21 protein-coding genes are annotated in these 25,096 nt (G+C 40.4%); 17 read left to right on the top strand and 4 right to left on the bottom strand.

Going from position 1 to position 25,096, the window contains the following annotated elements:
• Positions 1 to 11: 11 nt before the first annotated feature.
• The 11 genes from ampD to ATS71_RS08850 all read left to right on the top strand — a co-directional run bounded on the left by ampD (position 12) and on the right by ATS71_RS08850 (position 15,365).
• Positions 12 to 566, top strand: a complete 555-nt coding sequence (gene ampD / locus ATS71_RS08900) for a 1,6-anhydro-N-acetylmuramyl-L-alanine amidase AmpD (protein ID WP_058404510.1) — start codon at positions 12 to 14, stop codon at positions 564 to 566.
• Positions 567 to 579: 13 nt separating this feature from the next.
• Positions 580 to 1,431, top strand: a complete 852-nt coding sequence (ampE, locus tag ATS71_RS08895; protein ID WP_058404509.1) for a beta-lactamase regulator AmpE — start codon at positions 580 to 582, stop codon at positions 1,429 to 1,431.
• A 386-nt stretch (positions 1,432 to 1,817) separates the two neighbouring features.
• A complete protein-coding gene (pdhR, locus tag ATS71_RS08890) occupies positions 1,818 to 2,567 on the top strand; it encodes a pyruvate dehydrogenase complex transcriptional repressor PdhR (RefSeq protein ID WP_058404508.1) in 750 nt (249 codons plus the stop codon).
• A 90-nt stretch (positions 2,568 to 2,657) separates the two neighbouring features.
• Positions 2,658 to 5,324, top strand: a complete 2,667-nt coding sequence (gene aceE / locus ATS71_RS08885) for a pyruvate dehydrogenase (acetyl-transferring), homodimeric type (protein ID WP_058404507.1) — start codon at positions 2,658 to 2,660, stop codon at positions 5,322 to 5,324.
• A gap of 10 nt (positions 5,325 to 5,334) precedes the next feature.
• Complete coding sequence (gene aceF / locus ATS71_RS08880) at positions 5,335 to 7,239, top strand: pyruvate dehydrogenase complex dihydrolipoyllysine-residue acetyltransferase (RefSeq protein WP_058404506.1); 1,905 nt, start codon at positions 5,335 to 5,337, stop codon at positions 7,237 to 7,239.
• Positions 7,240 to 7,573: 334 nt separating this feature from the next.
• Positions 7,574 to 9,001 (top strand): dihydrolipoyl dehydrogenase, encoded by a 1,428-nt coding sequence (gene lpdA / locus ATS71_RS08875; protein ID WP_039038017.1) that lies wholly within the window; start codon positions 7,574 to 7,576, stop codon positions 8,999 to 9,001.
• A 236-nt stretch (positions 9,002 to 9,237) separates the two neighbouring features.
• A complete protein-coding gene (locus ATS71_RS08870; protein ID WP_058404505.1) occupies positions 9,238 to 9,930 on the top strand; it encodes a tRNA-uridine aminocarboxypropyltransferase in 693 nt (230 codons plus the stop codon).
• An 802-nt stretch (positions 9,931 to 10,732) separates the two neighbouring features.
• Positions 10,733 to 11,737, top strand: a complete 1,005-nt coding sequence (locus tag ATS71_RS08865) for a Fe(3+) ABC transporter substrate-binding protein (RefSeq protein WP_058404504.1) — start codon at positions 10,733 to 10,735, stop codon at positions 11,735 to 11,737.
• Positions 11,737 to 13,368: an ABC transporter permease gene (locus ATS71_RS08860; protein WP_058404503.1), complete on the top strand. Its 1,632-nt coding sequence runs from the start codon at positions 11,737 to 11,739 to the stop codon at positions 13,366 to 13,368. The genes ATS71_RS08865 and ATS71_RS08860 overlap by 1 nt, the downstream gene beginning before the upstream one ends.
• On the top strand, positions 13,369 to 14,418 hold the full coding sequence (locus ATS71_RS08855; protein ID WP_058404502.1) for an ABC transporter ATP-binding protein: 1,050 nt from the start codon (positions 13,369 to 13,371) through the stop codon (positions 14,416 to 14,418).
• A 47-nt stretch (positions 14,419 to 14,465) separates the two neighbouring features.
• Positions 14,466 to 15,365 (top strand): Dyp-type peroxidase, encoded by a 900-nt coding sequence (locus tag ATS71_RS08850; RefSeq protein WP_058404501.1) that lies wholly within the window; start codon positions 14,466 to 14,468, stop codon positions 15,363 to 15,365.
• Here the strand turns inward: ATS71_RS08850 and argR are convergent.
• Positions 15,362 to 15,829 carry a transcriptional regulator ArgR gene (gene argR, locus ATS71_RS08845; RefSeq protein WP_006794541.1) on the bottom strand — a complete coding sequence of 156 codons (468 nt, stop codon included), beginning with the start codon at positions 15,827 to 15,829 and terminating at the stop codon, positions 15,362 to 15,364. The genes ATS71_RS08850 and argR overlap by 4 nt on opposite strands.
• Positions 15,830 to 16,053: 224 nt before the next feature.
• Between argR and mdh the strand changes: the two genes are divergently transcribed.
• On the top strand, positions 16,054 to 16,986 hold the full coding sequence (gene mdh, locus ATS71_RS08840; RefSeq protein WP_058404500.1) for a malate dehydrogenase: 933 nt from the start codon (positions 16,054 to 16,056) through the stop codon (positions 16,984 to 16,986).
• 81 nt (positions 16,987 to 17,067) lie between these two features.
• Here mdh and ispB read toward each other — a convergent pair whose 3' ends face one another.
• The gene (gene ispB / locus ATS71_RS08835; RefSeq protein WP_058404499.1) at positions 17,068 to 18,039 is read right to left on the bottom strand and encodes an octaprenyl diphosphate synthase; all 972 of its coding nucleotides are present in this window, start codon (positions 18,037 to 18,039) and stop codon (positions 17,068 to 17,070) included.
• A 421-nt stretch (positions 18,040 to 18,460) separates the two neighbouring features.
• Between ispB and rplU the strand changes: the two genes are divergently transcribed.
• The 5 genes from rplU (at position 18,461) to ATS71_RS08810 (ending at position 21,356) form a co-directional block, all read left to right on the top strand.
• Entirely contained in the window at positions 18,461 to 18,772 is a 312-nt protein-coding gene (gene rplU / locus ATS71_RS08830; protein ID WP_006794538.1) for a 50S ribosomal protein L21, read from the top strand.
• Between the two features lie 16 nt (positions 18,773 to 18,788).
• Positions 18,789 to 19,046: a 50S ribosomal protein L27 gene (gene rpmA / locus ATS71_RS08825; RefSeq protein WP_002957747.1), complete on the top strand. Its 258-nt coding sequence runs from the start codon at positions 18,789 to 18,791 to the stop codon at positions 19,044 to 19,046.
• A gap of 141 nt (positions 19,047 to 19,187) precedes the next feature.
• Entirely contained in the window at positions 19,188 to 20,339 is a 1,152-nt protein-coding gene (gene cgtA, locus ATS71_RS08820; protein WP_058404498.1) for an Obg family GTPase CgtA, read from the top strand.
• Positions 20,340 to 20,410: 71 nt separating this feature from the next.
• Positions 20,411 to 20,902, top strand: coding sequence for a type 3 dihydrofolate reductase (folA, locus tag ATS71_RS08815; RefSeq protein ID WP_058404497.1), 492 nt, complete (start codon positions 20,411 to 20,413; stop codon positions 20,900 to 20,902).
• Between the two features lie 79 nt (positions 20,903 to 20,981).
• Complete coding sequence (locus ATS71_RS08810) at positions 20,982 to 21,356, top strand: DUF3718 domain-containing protein (protein WP_058404496.1); 375 nt, start codon at positions 20,982 to 20,984, stop codon at positions 21,354 to 21,356.
• Positions 21,357 to 21,513: 157 nt separating this feature from the next.
• Here ATS71_RS08810 and ATS71_RS08805 read toward each other — a convergent pair whose 3' ends face one another.
• Both ATS71_RS08805 and slmA read right to left on the bottom strand, forming a co-directional pair.
• Positions 21,514 to 24,288, bottom strand: a complete 2,775-nt coding sequence (locus tag ATS71_RS08805) for a S9 family peptidase (RefSeq protein WP_058404495.1) — start codon at positions 24,286 to 24,288, stop codon at positions 21,514 to 21,516.
• A gap of 162 nt (positions 24,289 to 24,450) precedes the next feature.
• Positions 24,451 to 25,038, bottom strand: a complete 588-nt coding sequence (gene slmA, locus ATS71_RS08800; protein ID WP_058404494.1) for a nucleoid occlusion factor SlmA — start codon at positions 25,036 to 25,038, stop codon at positions 24,451 to 24,453.
• Between the last annotated feature and the right edge of the window lie 58 nt (positions 25,039 to 25,096).

The following is a 25,096-nucleotide window of genomic DNA, read 5'->3' as shown; positions in this document are numbered from 1 at the left end:
GTAATAATGTAATGGCAATAGATTTAAATGGGGTTTTAAAAGCTGCAACTCAGCGAGCATGTACGCACTATGATGAGCGCCCTGAACACACAGATATTACCTTGTTGGTCATTCATAATATTTCATTACCAGCAGGGCAGTTTGGTACCCCCTTTGTGGATGATTTATTTATGGGGTGTATTGACTGCAATGCTCATCAAAGCTTTAGTGATTTAAAAGGGCTGCGCGTCTCAGCACATTGCTTTATTAAACGCACTGGTGAGGTGGTCCAATACGTGCCATTTAGTAAGCGGGCTTGGCATGCGGGCGTATCTGAATTTGCAGGGCAAACTGCATGCAATAATTATAGTATTGGTATTGAGCTTGAAGGCACCGATACAACGGCTTATACCAGCGCTCAGTACGCCTCGTTATGTCAATTAAGTAAATCTATAATGCAGCGCTATCCAAAAATTACCCCTTCGCGTATTGTGGGGCACTGCGATATTGCATCTGGTCGTAAAACAGACCCCGGCCTTAGCTTTAACTGGCCATTATTTTTAAATATGCTTGAGCAACCAAGTTGAGAGAGTCACTGTCATGATTTTAGTATCTATTATTTTAGCGTTAATTTTAGAGCGTTTAGGGGCACGGTCTAACTATTGGCAAATAAGCTATTACGCCAATGGCTATTTAAAGCGCTCCAACCGCTTACTTGCCCGTAACGGTTTATTTAGTTCGGCAATTGGCTTTTTAATTTGGCTGTTTTTACCTGTAGTAGCCATGGCATGCATTTATAGCTTGTCAAATTTTGTGTTGTGGGAGCTGGCTATTAATATTGCTGTTTTACTTGTTTGTTTTGGTTGTGCAAAGCAGCGCGCTTTATATAAAGCCTATTTAAACGCACTCACACGAGATGATGGTACTGCAGCCTCTTTATATGCATTGCAAATGGGGCAAAAACGCACTGAAGATCAACAAGGTGGTGAAACCTTTGGGCAAACGCTTGCTTGGGTAAACTTTAGATTTTACTGTGCGGTTATTTTTTGGTTTGTGGTTTTGGGTGCACCAGGCGCTGTTTTATATGCTCTTGTACGTACCTTTGCTGATTTAGTACGAGACAACCACAAAGTAATATTTGCTAAACATTTTAAGCTTATACATAAACTACTATTTTGGTTGGATTGGTTACCCGCACGTATAGCGAGTTTTGGTTATTTAGTGATTGGTAACTTTAATAAAGGCACTAGCTGCTGGTTACATTATGCGCTTGATTTTTCAAGCCCTAACCGAAAGGTCGTCACCTATACTGCGCTTGCAGCAGAGCAAGTAGAAAAGCGTTATTATGGTTGCACTTACGAGGCAACGTGTATGATTAAATTAGTTAAGCGTAATGTGCTATTTTATTTAGTTTTAATTGCATTACTGACCCTGTTTGGTGGCTTGTCTTAACACCTTATTTATTTTTACAGCCTATTTAAAAGCAAAGCACTTATTTACCCCAAAGTGCTTTGCCTTTTGGTTACCTTTCTTATTTAAACATTGCGATTAGCCCCTCCTTTAAAATAGAGCTAAAACTCTAAATTTATCTGGTCAGACCATTTGAATGGCCACCTTATCAGTTACTCAAAATTAAGCTATATTGTGTATTGTTTGATCTTCGTTCAAAATGCGTTACGCTAATATCCCCGTGCAAGTAACCTGTAAATTGACAGCTATATGGGTTTTTGATAACGTATTGCAAATTCTTGGTATGACCAATTTACCTTTTGGGTAAATCTTATAACTTTAAGCCCCAATTTTAGGGCTTGGTATTTATACAACGCGGACGTTGATTCATGTCTTTAAAGATTAAAGCAGCAAAATTATCTGATGTTATTTTACAGCAACTCGAAAATATGATTCTTGAGGGCTCGTTAGCACCAGGAGAAAAGCTGCCTCCAGAGCGTGAACTAGCAAAACAGTTTGAAGTGTCTCGTCCTTCGCTGCGCGAGGCCATCCAAAAGTTAGAGGCAAAAGGGCTCGTTACGCGTCGTCAAGGCGGTGGCACGTTTGTAAAAAATCAGCTTGAAGAAGGGCTAACTGATCCATTATTTGAGCTAATAAGTAAACACCCTGAATCACAATTTGATTTACTCGAATTTCGTCATGCATTAGAAGGTATTGCTGCTTACTATGCAGCACTACGAGGAACGAGTAATGATTTTACTAAAGTAAAACAAAGCTTTGATCAAATTGCGCTATCGCGTGATGACTTACAGCAAAAAGCAAAAGCAATTAATGCCTTTCATTTTAGTGTGGCTGAAGCCTCACATAATGTTGTGTTATTGCACTTGGTTAGAGGTATGCAAGCGCTGCTTGAACAAAATGTATTGCAAAATTTAACGGTTTTATTAGAAAAGCCAGATATTAGCAGTCAGTTAGCTCAGCACAGGCGTTTGTTAATGGATGCGGTTATTGACGGCAATCCAGAGCAAGCTCGTTTAGCAAGTAATGCGCATTTAGCGTTTATTGAAGAAGCATTGCTTGAAGCGGGCAAAGAATATTCGCGAATTGAACGTAGTTTAAGACGCACCAAACAAAATTAAGCTAATACTCTATTACTTGAACACACTAAGTTAAGTATCAGTTGTATTAAATTAACAACATTCGTATTTTAAACATAAGGAAACCTCCATATGTCTGAAGTCAATAAAATTGACGTAGACGCGCTAGAAACACAAGAGTGGTTACAAGCTCTTGAATCAGTTGTGCGCGAAGAAGGTGTTGAACGAGCTCAGTACTTACTTGAGCAAGTATTAGAGCAAGCCCGCTTAGACGGCGTTGATATGCCAACGGGTATTACCACGAACTACGTTAATACTATTCCTGTAGATCAAGAGCCTGCTTACCCAGGTGATGTGAATCTTGAACGTCGTATTCGTTCAATTATTCGTTGGAACGCGATTATGATCGTTCTGCGTGCATCTAAAAAAGATCTCGACTTAGGCGGCCATATGGCGTCTTACCAATCGTCAGCTGCTTTTTACGAAGTGTGTTTTAACCACTTCTTCAAAGCACCAAACGACGTAGACGGTGGCGACTTAGTTTATTACCAAGGCCATATTTCTCCGGGTATTTATGCTCGTGCATTTGTTGAAGGGCGTTTAAGCGCTGCTCAACTAGATAACTTCCGCCAAGAAGTTGATGGTAAAGGTTTACCGTCGTACCCACACCCTAAATTAATGCCTGAATTTTGGCAGTTCCCTACAGTATCAATGGGTTTAGGCCCAATTGCATCTATTTACCAGGCGCGTTTCTTAAAATACCTAGACGGCCGTGGCTTAAAAGACACTAAAAACCAACGTGTATATGCGTTTTTAGGTGACGGTGAAATGGATGAGCCAGAATCACGTGGTGCAATCTCGTTCGCTGCTCGTGAAAAGCTAGACAACCTATGTTACCTAATTAACTGTAACTTACAGCGTTTAGATGGCCCAGTAATGGGTAATGGTAAAATTATTCAAGAACTAGAAGGCCTATTTAAAGGCGCTGGTTGGAACGTAATTAAAGTTGTATGGGGAAGCGGCTGGGATATCCTGCTTGCTAAAGATACAACAGGTAAGTTACTGCAGTTAATGAACGAAACTATTGACGGCGATTACCAAACATATAAAGCAAAAGATGGCGCGTACGTTCGTGAGCATTTCTTTGGTCGTTACCCAGAAACAGCAGCCCTTGTTGCAGATATGACCGATGACGAAATTTTTGCACTTAAGCGTGGTGGACATGAGCCATCAAAACTTTACGCAGCATTCAAAAAGGCCGAGCAAACTAACGACCGTCCTACTGTGATCCTAGCTAAAACGGTAAAAGGTTACGGCATGGGTGAAGCAGCTGAAGGTAAAAATATTGCGCACCAAGTGAAAAAAATGGACATGAGCCATGTTGAACACTTACGTGACCGCTTAGGCTTACAAGATTTAGTCTCTGAAGAAGCAATTAAAGACTTACCTTACTTAGAGCTTGATGAAAGCTCTGAAGAGTACAAGTACTTGCATGCTCGTCGTAAAGACTTAAAAGGTTATACACCAACGCGTATTGCAGAATTTTCTGAGAAGTTACAGTTGCCAGAAGTCGAAGCGTTTAAGCCATTACTTGAAGAGCAAAAACGTGATATTTCAACCACAATGGGCTTTGTTCGTGCACTTAATATATTATTAAAAGATAAAGGCATTGGTAAAAATATTGTGCCAATTATTGCCGATGAAGCGCGTACCTTTGGTATGGAAGGTTTATTCCGCCAGATTGGTATTTACAACCCGCATGGTCAAAACTACACCCCTCAAGACCGTGATATTGTTTCTTACTACAAAGAAGCAACATCAGGGCAGGTACTTCAAGAAGGTATTAACGAGCTAGGTGCAATGTCGTCATGGGTGGCTGCTGCAACATCATACAGTACGAACGATTTACCAATGATCCCGTTCTACATTTACTATTCTATGTTCGGTTTCCAACGTGTTGGCGACATGGCATGGATGGCGGGTGACCAACAAGCACGTGGTTTCTTATTAGGTGCTACTGCCGGACGTACTACGCTAAATGGTGAAGGCCTGCAGCATGAAGATGGCCACAGCCATATTCTTGCAAATACGGTTCCTAACTGTATTTCTTACGATCCAACGTACGCATTTGAAGTAGCAGTCATTGTTCAAGATGGTATTCGTCGTATGTACGGTGAAAACCAAGAAAACATTTACTACTACCTAACGCTTATGAACGAAAACTACCATCAGCCAGCTATGCCAGAAGGCGCTGAAGAAGGTATTCGTAAAGGTATTTACAAGCTTGAAAGCTACGAAGGTAAAAAAGCCAATGTACAGCTATTAAGCTCAGGTACTATCATGACGGAAGTACGCAAAGCAGCGGCCATTTTAAGTGACGATTACGGTATTGCCTCAGACGTTTACTCTGTAACGTCATTCAATGAGCTTACCCGTGATGGCCAAGATGTTGAGCGTTTCAACATGCTTAACCCAGAAAGCGAGCAAAAAACAGCTTACATTACGAGCGTATTAAACGACTCAGTAACTGTTGCCGCTACCGATTACATGAAAAACTACGCAGAGCAAGCCCGTTCATTTATTCCTAGCAATAACTATAAAGTGTTGGGTACAGATGGTTACGGACGTTCTGATAGTCGTGAAAACTTACGTCGTCACTTTGAAGTTAACGCAAGCTACGTTGTTGTTGCAACGTTATCTGAACTTGCTAAACGCGGTGAAGTTGAAAAGTCTGTGGTTGTTGACGCACTTAAGAAGTTCGATATCGACACCAATAAACTAAACCCACTGTACGCATAAGAGGTTTGCAATGAGTATTGAAATTAATGTTCCAGATATCGGTGGCGATGACGTAGAAGTAACCGAAATCTTAGTAAGCGTTGGTGACAAAGTAGATGTTGACCAATCTTTACTGACTGTTGAAGGCGATAAAGCTTCAATGGAAGTGCCTGCTGCGCAAGCGGGTACTGTAAAAGAAATTAAAGTAAATGTTGGCGACACGGTAACAACGGGCTCTTTAGTGTTTATATTTGAAGGCGAAAGCGCTGGTGCTGATGCAGCACCAGAAGCACCTGCTGAATCAACAGCACCAGCTCAAGCTTCAGGTTCTTCAACTAAAGAAGTAACCGTACCAGATATTGGTGATGATGAAGTTGAAGTAACCGAAATCATGGTTGCTGTTGGCGACAGTGTAGAAGAAGAGCAATCTATCTTAAACGTTGAAGGTGACAAAGCGGCTATGGAAGTGCCTGCACCGTTTGCAGGTACTGTAAAAGAAATTAAAGTAGCTACTGGCGATACAGTTAAAACGGGTTCTTTAGTATTTGTTTTTGAAGTTGCTGGTTCAAGCGCTCCTGCATCAGATGAACCTAAGCAAGAGTCTGCACCAGCAGCGCAAGCTGAAAGTTCTGCAACAAGTACAAAAGATGTAAACGTACCAGATATTGGCGACGACGAAGTTGAAGTAACCGAAATCATGGTTGCTGTTGGCGATAGCGTAGAAGAAGAGCAATCTATCTTAAACGTTGAAGGCGACAAAGCGGCTATGGAAGTACCTGCACCATTTGCAGGTACTGTAAAAGAAATTAAAGTAGCTACTGGCGATAAAGTTAAAACAGGCTCACTTATTTTTGTTTTTGAAGTGGCCGGCAGTGCACCAGCAAAAGCGTCTGCGCCTGCTGAGCAAAAACCAGCGGCTGCACCTGCAAAACCCGAGTCGGCACCAGCACAAGCTGCACCTGTTGCTAAAGCTAACAATGAAAGCTTTGAAAACAACAGCGCGTATGCACATGCATCGCCAGTTGTTCGTCGTTTAGCGCGTGAGTTTGGTATTAACTTAGCTAATGTAAAAGGCACGGGTCGTAAAAACCGTGTGGTTAAAGAAGACGTGCAAAACTATGTTAAAAACTTAGTTAAGCAAGTTGAGTCTGGTCAGGTTTCAGCATCAGCAGGTAACGCCGGTGGTAGTGAGCTGGGCTTAATTCCTTGGCCTAAAGTAGATTTTGCTAAGTTTGGCGAAATTGAAGAGAAAAAATTATCTCGCATTCAAAAGTTATCGGGTAAAAACTTACACCGTAACTGGGTACAAATCCCACATGTAACACAGTTTGACGAAGCGGATATCACAAGTCTTGAAGCGTTCCGTAAAGAGCAGAACGTGTTAAGCGAGAAGAAGAAGCTGGGCGTTAAAATTACACCACTTGTGTTTGTGATGAAAGCCGCAGCTAAAGTACTTGCAGAGTTCCCAACGTTTAACTCGTCGCTATCTGAAGATGGCGAAAGCTTGATACTTAAAAAATATATTAATATAGGTGTGGCAGTAGATACGCCTAATGGCTTAGTTGTTCCTGTGTTTAAAGACGTGGACAAAAAAGGCATTATTGAGTTATCTCGCGAGCTAATGGACGTGTCTAAAAAAGCGCGTGAAGGCAAGCTAACTGCATCAGACATGCAAGGCGGCTGTTTTACTATTTCAAGCCTTGGTGGAATTGGCGGTACGGCATTTACGCCGATTGTTAACGCACCAGAGGTAGCTATTTTAGGTGTATCTAAATCTGAGATTAAGCCTAAGTGGAACGGTAAAGAGTTTGAGCCTAAGTTAATGGTTCCGTTATCTATGTCGTACGATCACCGAGTGATTGATGGCGCACTAGCAGCACGTTGTACAGCAACACTTGCAAGCTACATGAGCGATATACGTCAATTAGTGATGTAACACCAATTTTATTAAAAAGGCGATCATTCTAGCGAATTAAATAGCACGTTAACGGCGTCAGAAATTACTCATATAGGAAAAACTATACAGCGTAATTTCTACCTTGTTATAGCGCTATTTTCCTGTCGCGATAATTGCTCGCTAATTTAATTCAATTGATGTTTGTAAGAAAAACAAAATCAAATCCCAGCCAGTTGTTTTTAGCTGGGATTTTTACTATATGCAATGATACAATCTTTGCACTATTTGTGAATTGCTCTGATTTTCTGCCCATGCAGAAACATGGCAGTTAAATTTTAGGGCAGTGTCCCGTTCAAACAATTAAGGTAATAGCATGAGCAACGAATTAAAAACTCAAGTTGTTGTACTAGGCGGTGGCCCGGGTGGTTACTCTGCAGCTTTCCGTGCTGCTGACTTGGGCTTAGAAGTTACACTAGTAGAATCACGTGAAACATTAGGCGGTGTTTGTCTTAATGTTGGTTGTATTCCTTCAAAAGCACTTTTACACGTAGCTAAAGTAATTGATGACGCAGCTGAAATGTCATCTCATGGTGTTACTTTTGGCGCACCACAAATTGACTTAGACAAAATCCGCTCTTGGAAAGAGTCTGTTGTTGGTCAGCTTACGGGTGGCTTAGACGGCATGGCTAAAATGCGTAAAGTTAAAGTTGTACCAGGTTATGGTAAATTTACGGGTAGCAACACGTTAGCTGTTGAAGGTGCTGACGGCACAACAACTATTACATTCGACAACGCGATAATTGCCGCAGGTTCAAAACCAGTTAACTTACCTTTCATCCCAGAAGATGATCGTGTAATTGACTCAACGGGCGCATTAGAGCTTAAAGATATACCTGAAAAACTACTTGTTTTAGGTGGTGGTATTATCGGTCTTGAAATGGGTACTGTTTACCGCGCGTTAGGTTCTGCTATTGATGTTGTAGAATTTGCTGATCAATTAGTTCCTGCAGCTGATAAAGACATCATCAAAATTTACCAAAAATACGTAAGCGATAAATTTAACGTTATGCTTTCAACTAAGGTTGTGGGTGTTGAAGCGAAAGATGATGGTTTATACGTTACATTTGAAGGCAAAAACGCACCAGCTGAGCCAGTACGTTACGACAAAGTACTTGTTGCAGTAGGTCGTACGCCTAACGGTAATTTACTTGATGCTGAAAAAGCAGGCGTAAATGTAGATGAGCGTGGCTTTATTAACGTTGATAAACAGTTGCGTACTAATGTAAGCAATATTTTTGCAATTGGTGACTTAGTTGGCCAACCAATGCTTGCGCATAAAGCGGTTCACGAAGGTCATGTTGCTGCTGAAGTTATCTCTGGTCAGAAGCACTTCTTCGATCCTAAATGTATTCCTTCAATTGCCTACACTGACCCAGAAATTGCATGGGTAGGTGTTACTGAGAAAGAAGCTAAAGAGCAAGGTTTAAGCATTGAAACTGCGGTATTCCCGTGGGCTGCATCAGGCCGTGCAATTGCATCTTCTCGTACTGAAGGTTCTACTAAGCTTATTTTTGATAAAGAAAGCGGTCGTATAATCGGTGGTGCCATGATTGGTATTAACGCGGGCGAAATGCTTGGCGAAATCGGTTTAGGTATTGAAATGGGGGCAGATGGTGAAGATTTAGCGCTTACTATTCATGCTCACCCAACATTGAACGAGTCAATTGGCCTTGCAGCTGAAATTTTTGAAGGTTCAATCACTGATTTACCAAATAAAAAAGCAGTTAAAAAGAAGAAGTAATTTCTTTTAACTAACACCGCTTTTTTAAAACCCAAGCTACGGCTTGGGTTTTTTGTTTTTATAACTGTTAATTTTAAAAATAAGCAAAGCTTGCTTTGATAAAGTGCCATTTTATTTTGAGCTGATAGCTGATAGCTGATAGCTGATAGCTGATAGCTGATAGCTGATAGCTGATATCTATTCATCATGTTTTTAGCTACAATACGCGCCGAACAATTTATAGGTAATTAATCACTGTGACTCACTCATCTCATAATTCAGTACTGGTATTACGCGCTCAGCAAATTAGTGAATCTCGTCGCGAATTTAATGCCCGTGGCGCTAAGTTAGCACGTTGTGAGCAATGCTTAATTGCAAAGCATTACTGTATTTGTGAAGGTGTAGAGAAAGCGCAATGCAATGCTGCAGTGTGTTTATTGATGTACCATAACGAAAGTTTTAAACCTTCGAATACTGGGCGTTTAATTGCCGAAATTATACCTGATAACCATGCTTTTAAATGGGATAGAACTAACCCCGATGATGCGCTAATAGCGCTCATTAATGATGAGCAATATCAGCCAATGGTTATTTTTCCTGCTGAAGATGTAGAAGCGGGGCGGGCAATTACACAAGTAAATATTGAGCCTGGTAAAAGGCCGCTGTTTATCTTTTTGGATGGCACATGGCGTGAAGCGAAAAAAATGATTCGCAAAAGCCCATATCTAGATAACTTGCCCGTATTGTCTATTACAGCTGATAAGTTATCAGACTACCGTTTACGTGTTGCGCCGCATGCGCATCAGTTAGGTACAGCTGAGGTAGGTATTTTAGTGCTAGCACTCGCTGGTGAAATAGAGGCCGCTGAAAAGCTTGAAGATCACTTTATAAAGTTTCGAGATGCGTATCTTATGGGAAAACGAAATAAAGGCAGACCGGAGTCTATTTAATACCGATTGCATTGGCTATGAGTATTAAATTTTAGGCAAAGAAAAGCGCGCTCTATTTCTAGGCGCGCTTGCGGAATCTTCTAATTTTTTGCATCCTGCAATTGAACTTAATCAACTCCAATTTTTACTGTTCCATGTTTATTGCTATATTACTTTTTAGTTCTATGCAATGTAAGCCAATCCGGGCTTGTATCCTTTATTCCTAAACGTCCTGTTGTGGTAAAATCTATTACCAAATCCTTCATTTGCACTTCCTAGTGCTTCCATGTTGTTATCAATCCATTGTGTTGCCTGTTAATGAGGCCTGTCCTTTTTATTCCTTCAACATCCTGTTAAGCAACGTTCCAATGTTACACTCCTTTATGCATCTTCCTGATGCTGTCCTTTTATTAACAATCCATTGCGATGCTCATCCTGAGCCTGTCCTAACTCCGTGTTGTCATTTATAACCAGTCACTGGTTTATCGAGTAATTAATCCTTGTCCTTTTACTCGTTAAGCGTCATTGCTTAATTGATGGGTTAAGTATAGGTGAATGGCTTAACTAAAGTAGGACAAAAACACGATACAGTTTATGTATTATTATTGTTAAATGCTATAAAGGTTAACTTTATCAATGGTTTAAATTGTTTTTGGTAGGTTTTTAATCGGCGTTTTACTTATAAGCTGGCACACCCGTGAGATATCTCTTACAAGGTATTTCTGTTTTGGACGTTTTTTTAGTATTTATGGCTATTTAGGGTGTGCACTTTTTAACTGTTCACGGTAGAATTATTGATAATAATTACTATTTAGGTGGAATAATGAAGAAAACACTCGCTATCGCTTTAGGGTTTATCGCATCGGCGCCAGCCTTTGCAAATGATGTTGTTAATATTTACTCTTTTCGCCAACCTTTTTTAATACAACCTATTTTAGACGATTTTACAAAGCAAACCGGTATTAAAACAAATGTTGTGTTTGCTAAAAAAGGATTAATTGAGCGTGTAAAACGTGAAGGTAAACATAGTAAAGCCGATTTAGTTTTAACGTCTAATTTTAGTGCACTTATTCAATTGGAAGATTTAAATTTAACTCAAACAATTAATAGCACTCACGTTGATAGTAACGTACCTTCTGCCTTTCGTGATGGTGATGGACAATGGGTCGCGTTAACAAAACGCGTGCGAAATGTATATTCATCAAAAGATCGTTTGGGCGCATTACCAAAACTAACTTACGAAGAACTGGCTGATCCAAAATATAAAGGGCAAATTTGCACTCGTTCAGGTAAACATCCGTATAACTTAGGGTTGGTTGCTTCAATGATTGCGCATCACGGTGAAGCGCAAACTAAAACATGGCTTGAAGGCGTTAAGGCTAATTTAGCACGTAAACCACAAGGCAATGACCGTGCTCAAGTTAAAGCCGTTAAAGAGGGGCTATGTAATCTTGCGTTAGGCAATAGTTACTATTTAGGTAAAATGTTGCAAGACGAAGAACAAAAAACATGGGCAGAGGCAGTGCACATTAATTTCCCTAATCAAATTGATCGTGGTTCACATATCAATGTATCGGGGGCTGTTATTACTAAATATGCTAAAAACCCTGAAAATGCCTTGAAACTCATAGAGTATATGACCGACAATAAAGCGCAAAATATGTATGCATCGCTTAATATGGAATACCCAGTTAAGCCTGGTGTTCAATTATCCAGTTTGGTTGCATCTTGGGGCAGCTTTAAAGAAGATAGCTTGCCACTTGATGAGATCAGTAAATATCGTCCGTTAGCGCTTAAGTTAATTGATGAGGTGAAGTTCGATCTTTAATGACTTATAAATTTAAGCTGTCTAAATGGCAGCTATTCGCGTGGTCGACAGGCTTGGTTTTGTCGGCCCCGTTGTTCTTCCTCTTATTTGAATCGCTACAAGGCAACTCCGAGGTTTTTACTCACCTTTGGGATACGGTGCTTTGGGATTACATTGCTAATACTGTACTACTTATTTTAGGGGTGTGTGTACTCAGTAGTGTTATCGCTTTGCCACTTGGTTGGCTAACCGCTTACTGTAACTTCCCAGGTAAAAAACACTTTGAATGGGCGCTCATGCTGCCTCTTGCCATGCCTACTTACATTATTGCCTACGTGTATACCGATTTACTAGATTATGCTGGGCCCGTGCAAATTACTCTAAGGGAGTGGTTTGGCTGGCAGTCACCCAGTGATTACTGGTTTTTTGATATTCGCACTTTGCCTGGTGCAATAGTCATGATTGCTTTGGTACTTTACCCCTATTTATTTTTAATTTTTAAAACAGCTTTGAGAGAGCAGTCTTTTAAATTGGTACAGGCAAGCCAATTAATGGGACTTTCTCCTACCAAAAGTTTTTTTAAAGTGAGCCTTGTATTGTCTCGAGGCTCTATTGTTGCGGCCCTTGCGCTGATCAGTATGGAAACAATGGCTGACTTTGCAACCGTTAGTTATTTCGCTGTTAGCACGCTAACAACGGCGGTTTACGACACATGGTTTGGGTATTACTCATTGACTGCCGCTGCAAAAATATCAGGTGTTATGTTGTTATTGCTATTTTTAGCGCTTATGGCAGAGCGCTTTAGTCGTCGTAATCAAGCCGTGTTTGAGCGTCAATCGGGTGTAAATAGCGAGGCACTTTATATTTTAAAGGGTAAGTCGGCTTGGTTAGCGACTGCATTTTGTAGTGTGGTTTTACTTGTGTCTTTTGTGATCCCCATTGCGGTACTACTTAATTACGCGATTACCTATTTTGAAAAAGCGTGGAATGCTGAGTTTTTCAATTATGCATGGCAAAGCCTAAAAGTGGCAGGTGTTGTAAGTCTAATAACAATTGCATTGGGTGTATTTGTTGTTTTTTATCAACGCATAGCATCACACTCGTACCCACTTATTCCTGGGCGACTAGCGAGTACAGGTTATGCGCTACCTGGTACTGTGCTTGCCATTGCTGTGTTATTACCTCTTACCGTGTTAGAAAATGGCATTAATGCAGCATTAGAGTCATACAATTTAGACATAGGTCTACTGCTAACAGGCAGTGTGCTTACTATAGTGATTGCTTATGTCGTTCGGTTTTATGCGATTGCTCACGGTGCAATAGAATCGAGTTTTGTGCGTATTAGTCCATCGCTTGATATGGCAAGCCAGTCTATGGGTAAAAGCCAAGGCCAAACCTTGCGCTTAGTCCATCTACCTTTATTAAGACGAGGCTTACTGACCGCTGCGTTATTAGTGTTTATTGAATGCATGAAAGAGCTGCCCGCAGCTTTACTCCTAAGGCCATTTAATTTTGAAAGCCTAGCAACACATGTTTTCCAGTATGTAAGTGATGAGCAGTTAGAGCTGGCTTCTATATCTGCTTTGTTTATTGTTATTGTTGGATTTATCCCTTTGTATTTTATTAATCGTTCTATGGAGCAACACAGTTAAATGAGTAGTTTAATTTTGCAAGGTGTAAGCTATCACTATAACGGTACAAAGGTGATCGAAGACTTAGATTTAACGGTGGGTAAAGATGAGATTGTGTGTTTACTTGGTGCAAGTGGCTGCGGCAAAACCACCACACTAAAAGCCATTGCAGGTTTAGTTGAGGCTAAGCAAGGAAGTGTATTTATTGATGGTAAACTTGTCAGTGATGAATCAACATTTATTGCACCAGAGCACCGAAATATAGGTATGATGTTTCAAGATTACGCGTTGTTTCCTCATTTAAGCGTAGCAAATAACATTGCGTTTGGGTTGGGTAAAATGAGCCAATCCGAAAAACAACAACGTGTAGATGAAATGCTTCAGTTAGTGCATTTGTCAGGCTGTGCCGATAGGTTTCCTCACCAGCTTTCTGGTGGGCAGCAGCAACGTGTTGCAATTGCCCGTGCATTGGCTTATAAACCAAGTTTACTACTTCTTGACGAGCCCTTTTCTAATATAGATACTCAAGTTAGGTTTGAGTTAATTGCTGATATTCGCCGCATTATTAAGGCGCAACAAGTATCAGCGGTATTTGTTACCCATTCCAAAGAAGAGGCGTTTGCTTTTTCAGACACGCTTGCCATTATGCATCGTGGAAAAGTTGCCCAACAAGGCACGCCAGAGCAGCTTTTTGCTGCGCCTAGGTCAAAGGTGGTTGCAGAGTTTCTTGGTCAAGGCATATACTTACCCGCACAAGCATTAACGGCAACTGAATATAAAACACCTTTTGGTACTGTTGAGTCTGATACGCAAGCAAGCCACAATTCATGTAGTGGTGAGTTATATGTGCGACCTCATCAAATTGAACTGGTGAAAGAGTGTCAAAGTGACAAACTCAGTAAACGGGCTACAATATTAAGTCGTCGCTTTATTGGTTCTGCTCATATTTATAAAGTTGTCATAGCCGAGCAAACGCTTGAAGTTGCAGCGCAATATGGCCAATCATTTGAAATCAATGAGCAGGTTATAATAAAAATAAAACCCCACACAGTGAACTTTTTTGAATCGTAATCAAATGTTATTTACTGTGTTTATATCTGTAAAACTGAGGAATAACAATGGCGCAAGCGCAATCTGGGATTTGTGCTGAAGCAAACCTACATGGTTTGCATTTATTTTTTAATGTGTTTGATGGTCAAGACGAATCATTGCGCGCTAAACTAAAGCAAGTAAGCGCTATTGAAGAAGAGTTTAACGATCAGTTTTCAGAGTCAATGTTGTCATGTGTTGTTGCCATTGGTGCCCAATATTGGCCTCATATCCTTCCTGAATATATTCCTAGTGAGCTGCAAAGCTTTCCCAATATAAATCATTCAGATCACCAAATGAGTGTCCAACCGTGTGACTTGTTTGTGCAGGTGCGTTCCGATAGAGAAGATGTAAATCACTTATTTGCACTGCAAGTTTTAAAGCTTTTTGCACCTGATGTAGAGCTGGTGGAGCAAATTCGTAACTTTCGCTTTTTAGATGGCCGAGACTTTAACGGCTTTATTTATGGTGGCGATATGCCACATGGTAGAAAAAAACGAGCAACCGCGTTAATTAATAAACCAGGGTGTTTTGAAGATCAGGGAAGTTATATTCATGTTCAACGCTACAAACACGACTTAACTGTTTGGCAGCATTTATCGCTCAGTGAACAAGAACAAATAATGGGCCGTACACGCCTAGATAACACGTTAATAACCCCTGCGTTAAATACGAGCCATGCCACGCGCAGTGAATTAAAAGATGAAGAAGGGCAACCCCTTTTGTTGAATCAAAGTATGCCTTATGGTGATGTTTATGAACAAGGGATGTTATGCATAAGCTGCGCAAGCACTGGGACTGCATTTGAGGCTGTATTGAATAGCCGTTTAGGTGAGGGGGAGTGTTACGACCACTGGCTTGATTTTACTCAAGCCGATATGGGGTCAGCTTTTTTTGCCCCCTCAGTTGGGTTTTTAAAGCAAATTTAAACCGTATCAAACAAAATACGTACACGTTCAAGTGTTACGTCTATTTCAGAAATTTTTGCTGGAGCAATAAATATAGTATCGTCTCCGGCAATAGTACCGAGTACACCATCGGCCTTTCCTAACGAGTCAAGTAAGCGGGCAATAAGCTGCGCAGCACCTGGGCTTGTGCGAATAATGATCATCATTTCATTATGCATAATATCAATTACTAACTGGCGTAATGGGCTTTTAGCTGTAGGCACTCCCATTTCAGCGGGGAGGCAGTAAACCATTTCTTGCTTAGCATTACGGGTACGCACAGCGCCAAACTTACTTAACATGCGTGACACTTTACTCTGGCTTATATTATCAAAGCCTTGCTCTTTGAGAGCATCAACTATTTCGCCCTGAGAGCCAAAGTTTTCTTCTTTTAAAAGAGACTTAAACGCTTTTACCAATGCTTCTTGTTTATCTTGAGGTTGCATAGTCTTTATTCATTATTGTTATTTATGCTGTAAATACTACACAAAAATGAATAATTATGCAGCAGTTGTTTAGTCAACTTGACAGTTTGATGCGATAAACCACCAAAGTTTACAACTATGGTCGAAAATATCGCAAAATAGGCCCGATAAATTTGTTTTTAGGCGCTAATTTCATTATCTTAAGGGCCACAAGTATTTCCTACCTCAAATGACGGAGAATTCCAATGAAAGTTGCTGTATTAGGTGCTGCAGGCGGTATCGGTCAAGCATTGTCTTTACTATTAAAAACAGGCTTACCGGCTGGTTCTGAATTATCACTTTACGATGTTGCACCAGTTGTACCAGGTGTTGCTGTTGACCTATCACACATCCCAACTGATGTTAAAGTAGCAGGTTTTGGCGCAGACGATTTAAACAAAGCGCTTGAAGGTGCTGACATTGTTTTAATCCCAGCGGGTATGCCACGTAAACCAGGTATGGATCGTGCAGATTTATTTAATGTAAATGCCGGTATCATCAAAACACTAGCTGAAGGCATTGTTGCTAGCTGTCCTAAAGCACTTGTGGGTATTATTACTAACCCAGTAAACGGCACCGTACCTATTGTTGCTGAAGTGTTTAAAAAAGCAGGCACATACGATGCAAGCCGTGTATTTGGTATTACTACGCTTGACGTCATTCGTTCAGAAGCATTTGTTGCTGAACTTAAAGGTGTAGACGTCGCTACAGTTAAAGTACCTGTAATTGGTGGCCACTCTGGCACAACTATCCTTCCTCTTCTTTCTCAAGTTGAAGGTGTTACTTTCACTGAAGACGAAGTTGCTGCGCTTACTCCACGTATTCAAAATGCAGGTACTGAAGTAGTAAATGCTAAAGCCGGTGGTGGTTCAGCTACATTATCAATGGGTGCTGCTGCAGCACGTTTTTGTATGTCTTTAGTTAAAGGCCTACAAGGTGAAGAAGTTGTAGACTATGCATATGTTGCTGTTGAAGATGGTGATGCAGAGTATTTTGCACACCCAGTACGCTTAGGTAAAAACGGCGTTGAAGAAATTCTTTCTTACGGCGAACTTAGCGCTTTTGAAGAAAAAGCGAAAAACGACATGCTTGAGACTCTGAAAAAAGACATCAAAGAAGGTGTTGATTTCATGGCGTAATAGCCAAATTGAGCATTAAAAAAGCCTGCATTTGCAGGCTTTTTTGTTGATCTAAATTTATTTACATCGAGCCACTAAATATTAATGGTCACGGTCCACTGCTATGCGGGCTAAGCTGACTAATGCGTGTTTGTAATCAGATTCAGGTAAAAAGTTTAGGCAAGCAATTGCTTTATCAGCTTCTAATTCGGCTTTTTTCATTGTGAACTCTAAAGCATTGGTATGCTTTAACGCATCTAATATAGCCTCTAAATTGTCCATTCCGTTACTGTGCTCAATGGCGTCTCGGATAAGCTGTTTTTGCTCACTGTTACCATGTTGCATCGCATATATGAGCGGTAGGGTAGGTTTTCCCTCGGCTAAATCATCACCAATATTTTTACCTAGCTGGTCTGCATCGGCATTATAATCCAGCACATCGTCAACAAGTTGAAATGCCGTGCCTAGGTGCATGCCATACAAGTTTAACGCATTGAGAGTGGCTTCATCATTGTCGGTAATAATGGCTGCAAGCCCAGTTGCAGCTTCAAACAACTTAGCTGTTTTAGAGTAAATAACTTGCATATAGCTGGCTTCGGTTGTGTCTGGATCGTTGCAATTCATAAGTTGCAGCACTTCACCTTCAGCAATAATATTGGTTGCATCAGCAAGTATTTGCATAATTTGCATTTTGCCCAAACCGACCATCAACTGAAATGAGCGCGTGTAGATAAAGTCGCCAACTAATACGCTTGCAGCATTACCAAATTCAGCGTTAGCTGTAGGCGTGCCTCGGCGCAAATTTGACTCGTCAACAACGTCGTCGTGTAATAAGGTCGCGGTGTGAATAAACTCAACAATGGTCGCAAGCGTAATGTGGTCTTTACCTGTATATCCTAGCGCTTTGGCTGCTAGAATAGCTAACATAGGGCGAACGCGTTTGCCGCCGCTGTTAACTATGTATAAACCAAGTTGGTTTACTAACGCCACATCTGAGCGCATTTGCGCATGTATAAGTTGATTGACGTCATTCATATCGCTTTCTATTAACGCCTGGATAGCTTTTATATCCATTGATCTCCGAGCCAATTTTTATGTGTGAACGGCGCAGATTGTACAACAAAAAACGCACTAGCTCGATATTTTGTGACGATTGATTTAAAAAACCCACTTAAAGTGCTTAATAAGTGCTTAATTTAATAACAAGTCTGTTTAATTATTGGGCAGTAAAAGTGATTTTTGAGTTTGTAGAATGAACTGCACAGGTTGCATTTTGCTCAGTAGGATTATTTTTACAAAGAGTTAAAAAGCGCTTGGCAAAAGGCTTAATTAATATAAAATAGAGAAAATATTGAATTGCTCTCAAAGCAGCTACTTTTTATTCATTTTAATTACAAAATAGGCTTGCTAGTTATTTCGCGTTAGCGTAAACTTCGCGCCCTATCGAAGAATATTTTAGTTGCACCGATTTGAGGGTGCACAGACGGAGTTAATTATGTACGCGGTTTTCCAAAGTGGTGGTAAACAGCATCGTGTGACTGAAGGTCAAACGATTCGTCTTGAAAAATTAGACGTTGAAACTGGTGCGGCAGTTGAATTTGATTCAGTGCTTTTAGTTGCTGATGGTGAGAAGATCGAGATCGGTGTACCGTTCGTAAACGGTGGTAAGATAACAGCTGAGGTTGTTTCACATGGTCGCGGTGAGAAGATTAAGGTTGTTAAATTTAGACGCCGTAAGCATTCTCGTAAGCAAATGGGCCACCGTCAATGGTTCACAGAAGTTAAAATCACTGGCATTAGCGCTTAATTAGAGGTACTTAGAAATGGCACATAAAAAAGCAGCTGGTAGTACTCGTAACGGTCGCGATTCAGAAAGCAAACGCCTAGGTGTTAAGCGTTTTGGTGGCGAATCAGTTCTAGCGGGTAGCATCATTGTTCGTCAGCGTGGAACACGTTTCCACCCTGGTACAAACGTAGGTATCGGTAAAGACCACACTATCTTCGCAAAAGCAGATGGTAAAGTTCAGTTTGAACAAAAAGGTCCTTTAAACCGTAAATACGTAACTATCGTAACTGAGTAATCAGTAAGGTAGTTAAAAAACCCCGCCTTTGCGGGGTTTTTTGTTTTGAGAAAAAAATATATACCAAAGCCAAGCCTGCAATCGGCTTGGCTTCGGTATATAATGTATAAATTAGCAAGCCAATCCCTAAAGTGAGTAATCATGAAGTTTGTAGATGAAGTAGAAATTCGCGCAGAGGCCGGAGACGGCGGAAGCGGTATCGTGTCTTTCCGACGTGAAAAATATGTCCCAGATGGTGGGCCTGACGGCGGTGACGGTGGAGACGGTGGTAGTGTTTATCTACAGGCTGATGAAAACTTAAATACCCTGATTGATTATCAGTTTGAGCGCTTTCACAGAGCTGAGCGCGGTACAAACGGGCGTAGCCGAAACTGTACAGGTAAAAAAGCAGATGATTTATTTGTAATGGTGCCAGTGGGTACGCGTATTACCGATGTTGATACGCAAGAAGGGCTTGGGGATTTGACTCAACATGGTCAACGAATTTTGGTTGCAAAAGGTGGTTTCCACGGCTTGGGGAATGCACGTTTTAAATCAAGTACTAACCGAGCGCCTCGTCAAAAAACATTAGGTACCCCCGGTGAAGTACGTAACTTAAAACTAGAGCTACTACTATTAGCCGATGTGGGCTTATTAGGTTTACCAAATGCAGGTAAATCAACGTTTATCCGTAGTGTGTCAGCAGCAAGGCCAAAAGTAGCCGATTACCCATTTACAACACTTATTCCTAATTTAGGTGTGGTGCGCCCTGAAGCTAACAAGTCATTTGTAATAGCTGATATACCAGGGTTAATTGAAGGTGCATCTGATGGTGCTGGTTTAGGTATTCGTTTCTTAAAGCATTTAGAGCGCTGTCGTGTGTTATTGCACATCATTGACGTAATGCCTGTGGATGGATCAAATCCAGTCGATAATGCGTTTGCAATTATAAACGAACTGCATCAATACAGTCCTAAGCTTGCAGAAAAGCCGCGTTGGTTAGTATTTAATAAAATAGACTTATTGCCTGAAGATGAAGCACAAGCATTATGCGATGCGATTGCACAAGAGCTAGGTGAGTCTGAAAATATCTATAAAATTTCAGCTATTAACAAGCTGCATACTCAACCGCTTATACACGACATTATGACATTGCTTGACAGCATGCCTAAAGAGAAGTTTGAGCAAGTTGAAGATGAAGAAATAGAATTTAAGTGGGATACCTACCATCAAAAAGCCACCAAAGGCGACGATGATGATTGGGATGACTGGGATGAAGATGATTACGATGTAGAAGTAGTCTACGAACGTTAATTTTAATTAAATATAAAAAGGAGCAGTGGCTCCTTTTTTGTTTTTTAATAGTAAAGTATTAGGTATTTAATGTGATTATTTCAATGATTGCCGCCATGGCAAATAACCGTGTTATTGGTCTTGATAATAAAATGCCGTGGCATTTACCTGCAGATCTCCAACATTTTAAAGCCGTTACTACAGGCAAGCCTGTGATCATGGGTCGTAAAACTTTTGAGTCTATTGGCCGTCCTTTACCTGGTAGACGCAATATTATTATTACGCGCAACACTGAATATAAGGCCGAAGGTATTGAAACGGTAACAAGCCCAGAGGCCGCGCTGAGCTTGGTTTGTGATGTTGAAGAAGTGATGGTTATTGGTGGTGGAAATGTTTATCAGCAGTTTTTAACACAAGCTGAGCGCTTATATTTAACCTTTATTGATCTCGATGTTGAAGGCGATACACAGTTCCCCGATTACCAAGCTATTGCAAATTGGGAAGTGAAAGAAGAGCAAGTTAAACTGCCAGACGAAAAAAATAAACATAGTTATAAATTCGTAACTTTGTATAAATACTGCTAACATTATTGCGTAAGGTTAACTAGGTTGGTACAATATTAACCAGTTAACGTAGGAATAAAGTACCAAACAAGGGTCAACAATGTTTAAATTATCAAAGTTAGTTGTTATTTCTGCTATTGCTGCAGGTTCACTTTCGTACACAGCTCCTGTAAAGGCAAATGATCAACTAGCGCTATCTATTTGCGAGTATATCGCAGCAGATGATAAAAACCGTTTACGTAGCAAGTTAAAAAGCTCTCGTGTAAAAATTCGTAACATATATGATTCTATTCAATGTAACGGTAATAACTTATTGCGTCATGCCGTTGCCAGCAATGCTGTAGATGCAGGTGAGTATATTGTTAAAAACTTATCTAAAAGTTCATTGTCAGACGGTGCCGACATAGCCTGGGCTGAAGGCAATCACGCAGGTTCTGCGCTTATTCCTGTAATTAAAGACCGTGCTGGTTTGTAATTATTAGTAATTTAAAAAAAGCCGCGATTATCGCGGCTTTTTTGTTGCTGGAAAAATAATTGACTATTTAGAGGCCGATATTACTGAGTAATATCGGCCTCTATCTGTCTGAGTACTCTGATCAGCTTTTATCATGTTTATTTATGAATGTCTCAGTTCACTCACTTATAAATGCTTCACCTTCAATCATCCATTTAGCTGCAGGCTGACCTTTTAGGTAATGATCGAAGTACTGCATCATACGGACTGAAAAATCGACCTGATTAGGAAACTTTTTCAAGTGATGTGGTTCGCCTTCGTACTGTAAAAAGGTCGCATCTTTGCCTGCACGACGAAGTGCTAAATAATACTGTACGCCTTCGTGCCAAGGCACCGCATCATCTTTGTCACCAAACATAATTAAGATTGGCGTATTTACTTTGTCGGCAAAAAATACAGGCGAGTTTTCAATATACAACTCTGGCGCCTCAAATAAGTTTTTACCTATGCGGCTTTGCCCTGTTTCGTACTGAAACTGGCGAGCAAGGCCTGACTTTAAGCGTATGCCACTGTATGCGCTGGTCATATTAGATACCGGTGCGCCCGATACCACCGCTTTAAACATATCTGTTTGGGTGATCATAAATGCACTTTGGTACCCAGCCCATGAGTGGCCTTGCAAGCCAATTTTGTTTGGATCAGCAATACCAAGATCTATTAACTTTTGGGTAGCGTTGATCATAGTTTGCGTTGACGATTTGCCCGGGTGACCAATTTCAAAACGAATATCAGGTAAAAAGATAGCGTAGCCATTTGATGTAAACATTGGGAAATTAGGGCGATGATTTAACTCCATTTTAGGAAAATCAAACATACGCTGGCTCATGTAACGATAAAAATAAACGACAACAGGCACTTTATCGCCTTTTTTGTAACCGTCAGGTTTTATTAAAACACCTTGTAAGTCTTCACCATCAAAGCCTTTGTAGTTAATCAGTTCAGGTTTTTCACCCCAAGCAAAATTTGCGGTTTGAGGGTTCAAATCAGTTACTTTTTGTGTGGTTAAAAAGCTTAAGTCGGTTTGATAGAAATCTGGGAACTGATGATAACTCTGTTCTGTAAATAGGTATCTATCTGCTTTCTTGGCTTTTTTAACAATATCAAAACGTTTATCACCACTGAGTACTTTAGTGATGGTCGTGTTTTCTAAATCAAGCTTAGCCACTTCGCTTTGCTTTGTTTGAAGGTTAACAGCAGTAACTAGCAGTGTTTCATCTTGTTTAAAGCCTACCTGGCTGTTATCGAGCTTAATGACGCGATACTGTGTATTAGTCTGCTTTCCATTTGTTAAGCGTTTAGCTTGCTTGGTGTTTACATTAAACGCCCAAATATCATATTTGCTATAAGCAAGTACTTGGCTGCTATCGCTCATCCAGCCTGCAAAACCATAGCCTGGTTGATCTGATGGGTAATCGTGTTTGTCGTCGGCAAAGATTGCTTTTAGGGCTAGTGTAACCGGAGTAACCTTATTGTTAGCTAATTCTTTTAGTTGTATTTGGTTGTCGGCAAAGTAAGCCGCAAATAAGCCATTAGGAGAAAGAGAAGGCCTAAAAGGGCTGTTAGTCACAATAGGAGTTTGCTTGCCTGTATTGATGTTTACAGCGTAGTAATCCGCAAAAAATCCGCCATACATTATTTTTTCTAAATAGGGAGTGTTTGACGAGCCCAGCAAGGAAGTATCGCGCTCTGTATTAAGAGCAACACTCGGCATTGCAGGGGTACTCAGTTGAACTACTTCTTGTGAATTTACATGATATACGGCTTCGTAGTGACGGTGCTTATTAACCGCGTTCCATTGTTGTTTCTCGCGTGGTTTTATCTCTGGGTCTTTGTTATGCCAAATATCCAAGCCTTTTTGCTCGCGAATGGTCTCAATGTCATAGAGTGAGGTTTCATCTACGAATTCTTTTGCTTTTACTTTCGCTGCAAGTTTTGGTCGGTTTTCAAAGTATAAGCGTTTGCCGTTTTCTGACCAGCTTAGTTTTGCAGTTTTGCCTATAGTCCACTCTTTGTTTGAAGATTCAATAGTTAAAAGTGTTTCGTTTTTCCATAATTGTAGTGAGTGGTTTCGTCGGCGAGTATCTTCGTTTACATAATTACCCAATGTAAATGCCACGGTTGTTTCGATTGGGTGCCACGCTATTTTATTCGCAACAACACCGGGTTCATCAATTAGCACTTCACTTTTAAAAGATGTTAGTGAGATTAGCTTTATTTGGTTGTCGTTACCATCAGGGTAACTTTGGCTTAGCAAAAGCTGATCATTAGTAGCACTTATACTGTAACTAAAAACGTTATCAATAGTTTCACTTTGTTGGTTTTTTAAATTAATAATAACGAGCGGGTAAACCTTGTCTTTTTTGTCAGGTGAAATGGCGCTGCTGTCTTCCTCTTCACTCTCATCCTTGGTTTTTTTTTCTCCATTATCAGTTTTATCTGCTTTTATATCTGAGCGATAAGCAAGCCATACCCCATCGTTTGATAATGCGTAGTCTTTTACATTCTCAAAACTTTTTTGCTCACCTGTTTCAGTATTCACTAGCACTAAGTTATTTTTAAGCGTGTTTTTTTTCTTGGTGGTTTCTTTTTCGAGTAATGTGGGTACTTGCGTAAAAGCAACCCAGTTAGCCGCTTTGTTTATAAGCGGTTTTGTACCTCGTTCAACTTCACTTATTAAGCTGTTATTTGTTAAAGAGTATACTTGCCCTGTCGCATTGCCGCGATATGGCGTAGCACTCAAAGATAAAATACGGCCATCTTCAGACAGCTGTGTGCCTTTGGCTGATTTGAAGTTAAATACGTCTGTAAATTCTAATGCATCTTTTGCACTAGGCGTGGTGCTGACTAAGCTAGTAATAAATGCGCTACTGAGTAGGGTGAGCTTTGTTTTCATTATTGAGTCTCGTTTTTTAACATTATTTGATTGTAACGAGTTTGGCTAATATTTCGACCAGATAGGATAAAAAGGCAGGTAGCGACGATAAGTAACAGGTATAAACAATAAAACGACCATTTGGTCGTTTTATTTAGATTAAACTTGGCAATTTAAATGAGTTTAAAGCCAGATTTTTTGTAGCTCAGGCCATTGTTTTTCAAACTGAACACTGGGCTTCGTTTTAAAGTCACTGCGAACAAATTGATTCATTTTTCCTTCAACGTAAGCAAGTAAAAAGTTAGCTAGTGTAAGTTCATCACTTTGAAAGTTTTTACCTTCACGAAGTTTTCGTTCTCTGAGGACTTGCTTAAGTTGAGTTTCTAATTTTTCAAAAAAGCTTTGTACGCGTTCACGTAAGCGCTCTTGCTCACCTTGCAGTGCATCACCTGTTAGAATACGAGTAATACCTGGGTTTTTTTCGGCGAACGTTAAAAGCAAGAGTAGAATATTATAAATGCGGGTTTGGCTTTCTTTTTCGTTTTCTAAAATGAGGTTGATGCGCGATAAAAGAGTATCTTCAATAAACTCAATCAAGCCTTCAAACATGCGCGCTTTGCTAGGGAAGTGACGATAAAGTGCCGCTTCAGATACGCCTACCTCCGCAGCTAATTTTGCTGTGGTAATGCGCTGGCCCGGGCTTGTTTCTAACATTTGTGCGAGTGCTTGTAGTATTTGCTCTTTGCGATTACTTCTTTTTGTCGCAGGCATGAACATTCCTTTTTTATTAGTTATTTTTAGCTAGCGCTAATCATTTTTTGTTCAAATG

The organism is Pseudoalteromonas sp. H71, from assembly GCF_001468485.1.
Taxonomy (GTDB): Bacteria; Pseudomonadota; Gammaproteobacteria; order Enterobacterales; family Alteromonadaceae; genus Pseudoalteromonas.
The sequence above is the reverse complement of the archived record's forward strand: the minus strand, read 5'-3'. Positions and strand labels throughout refer to the sequence as shown.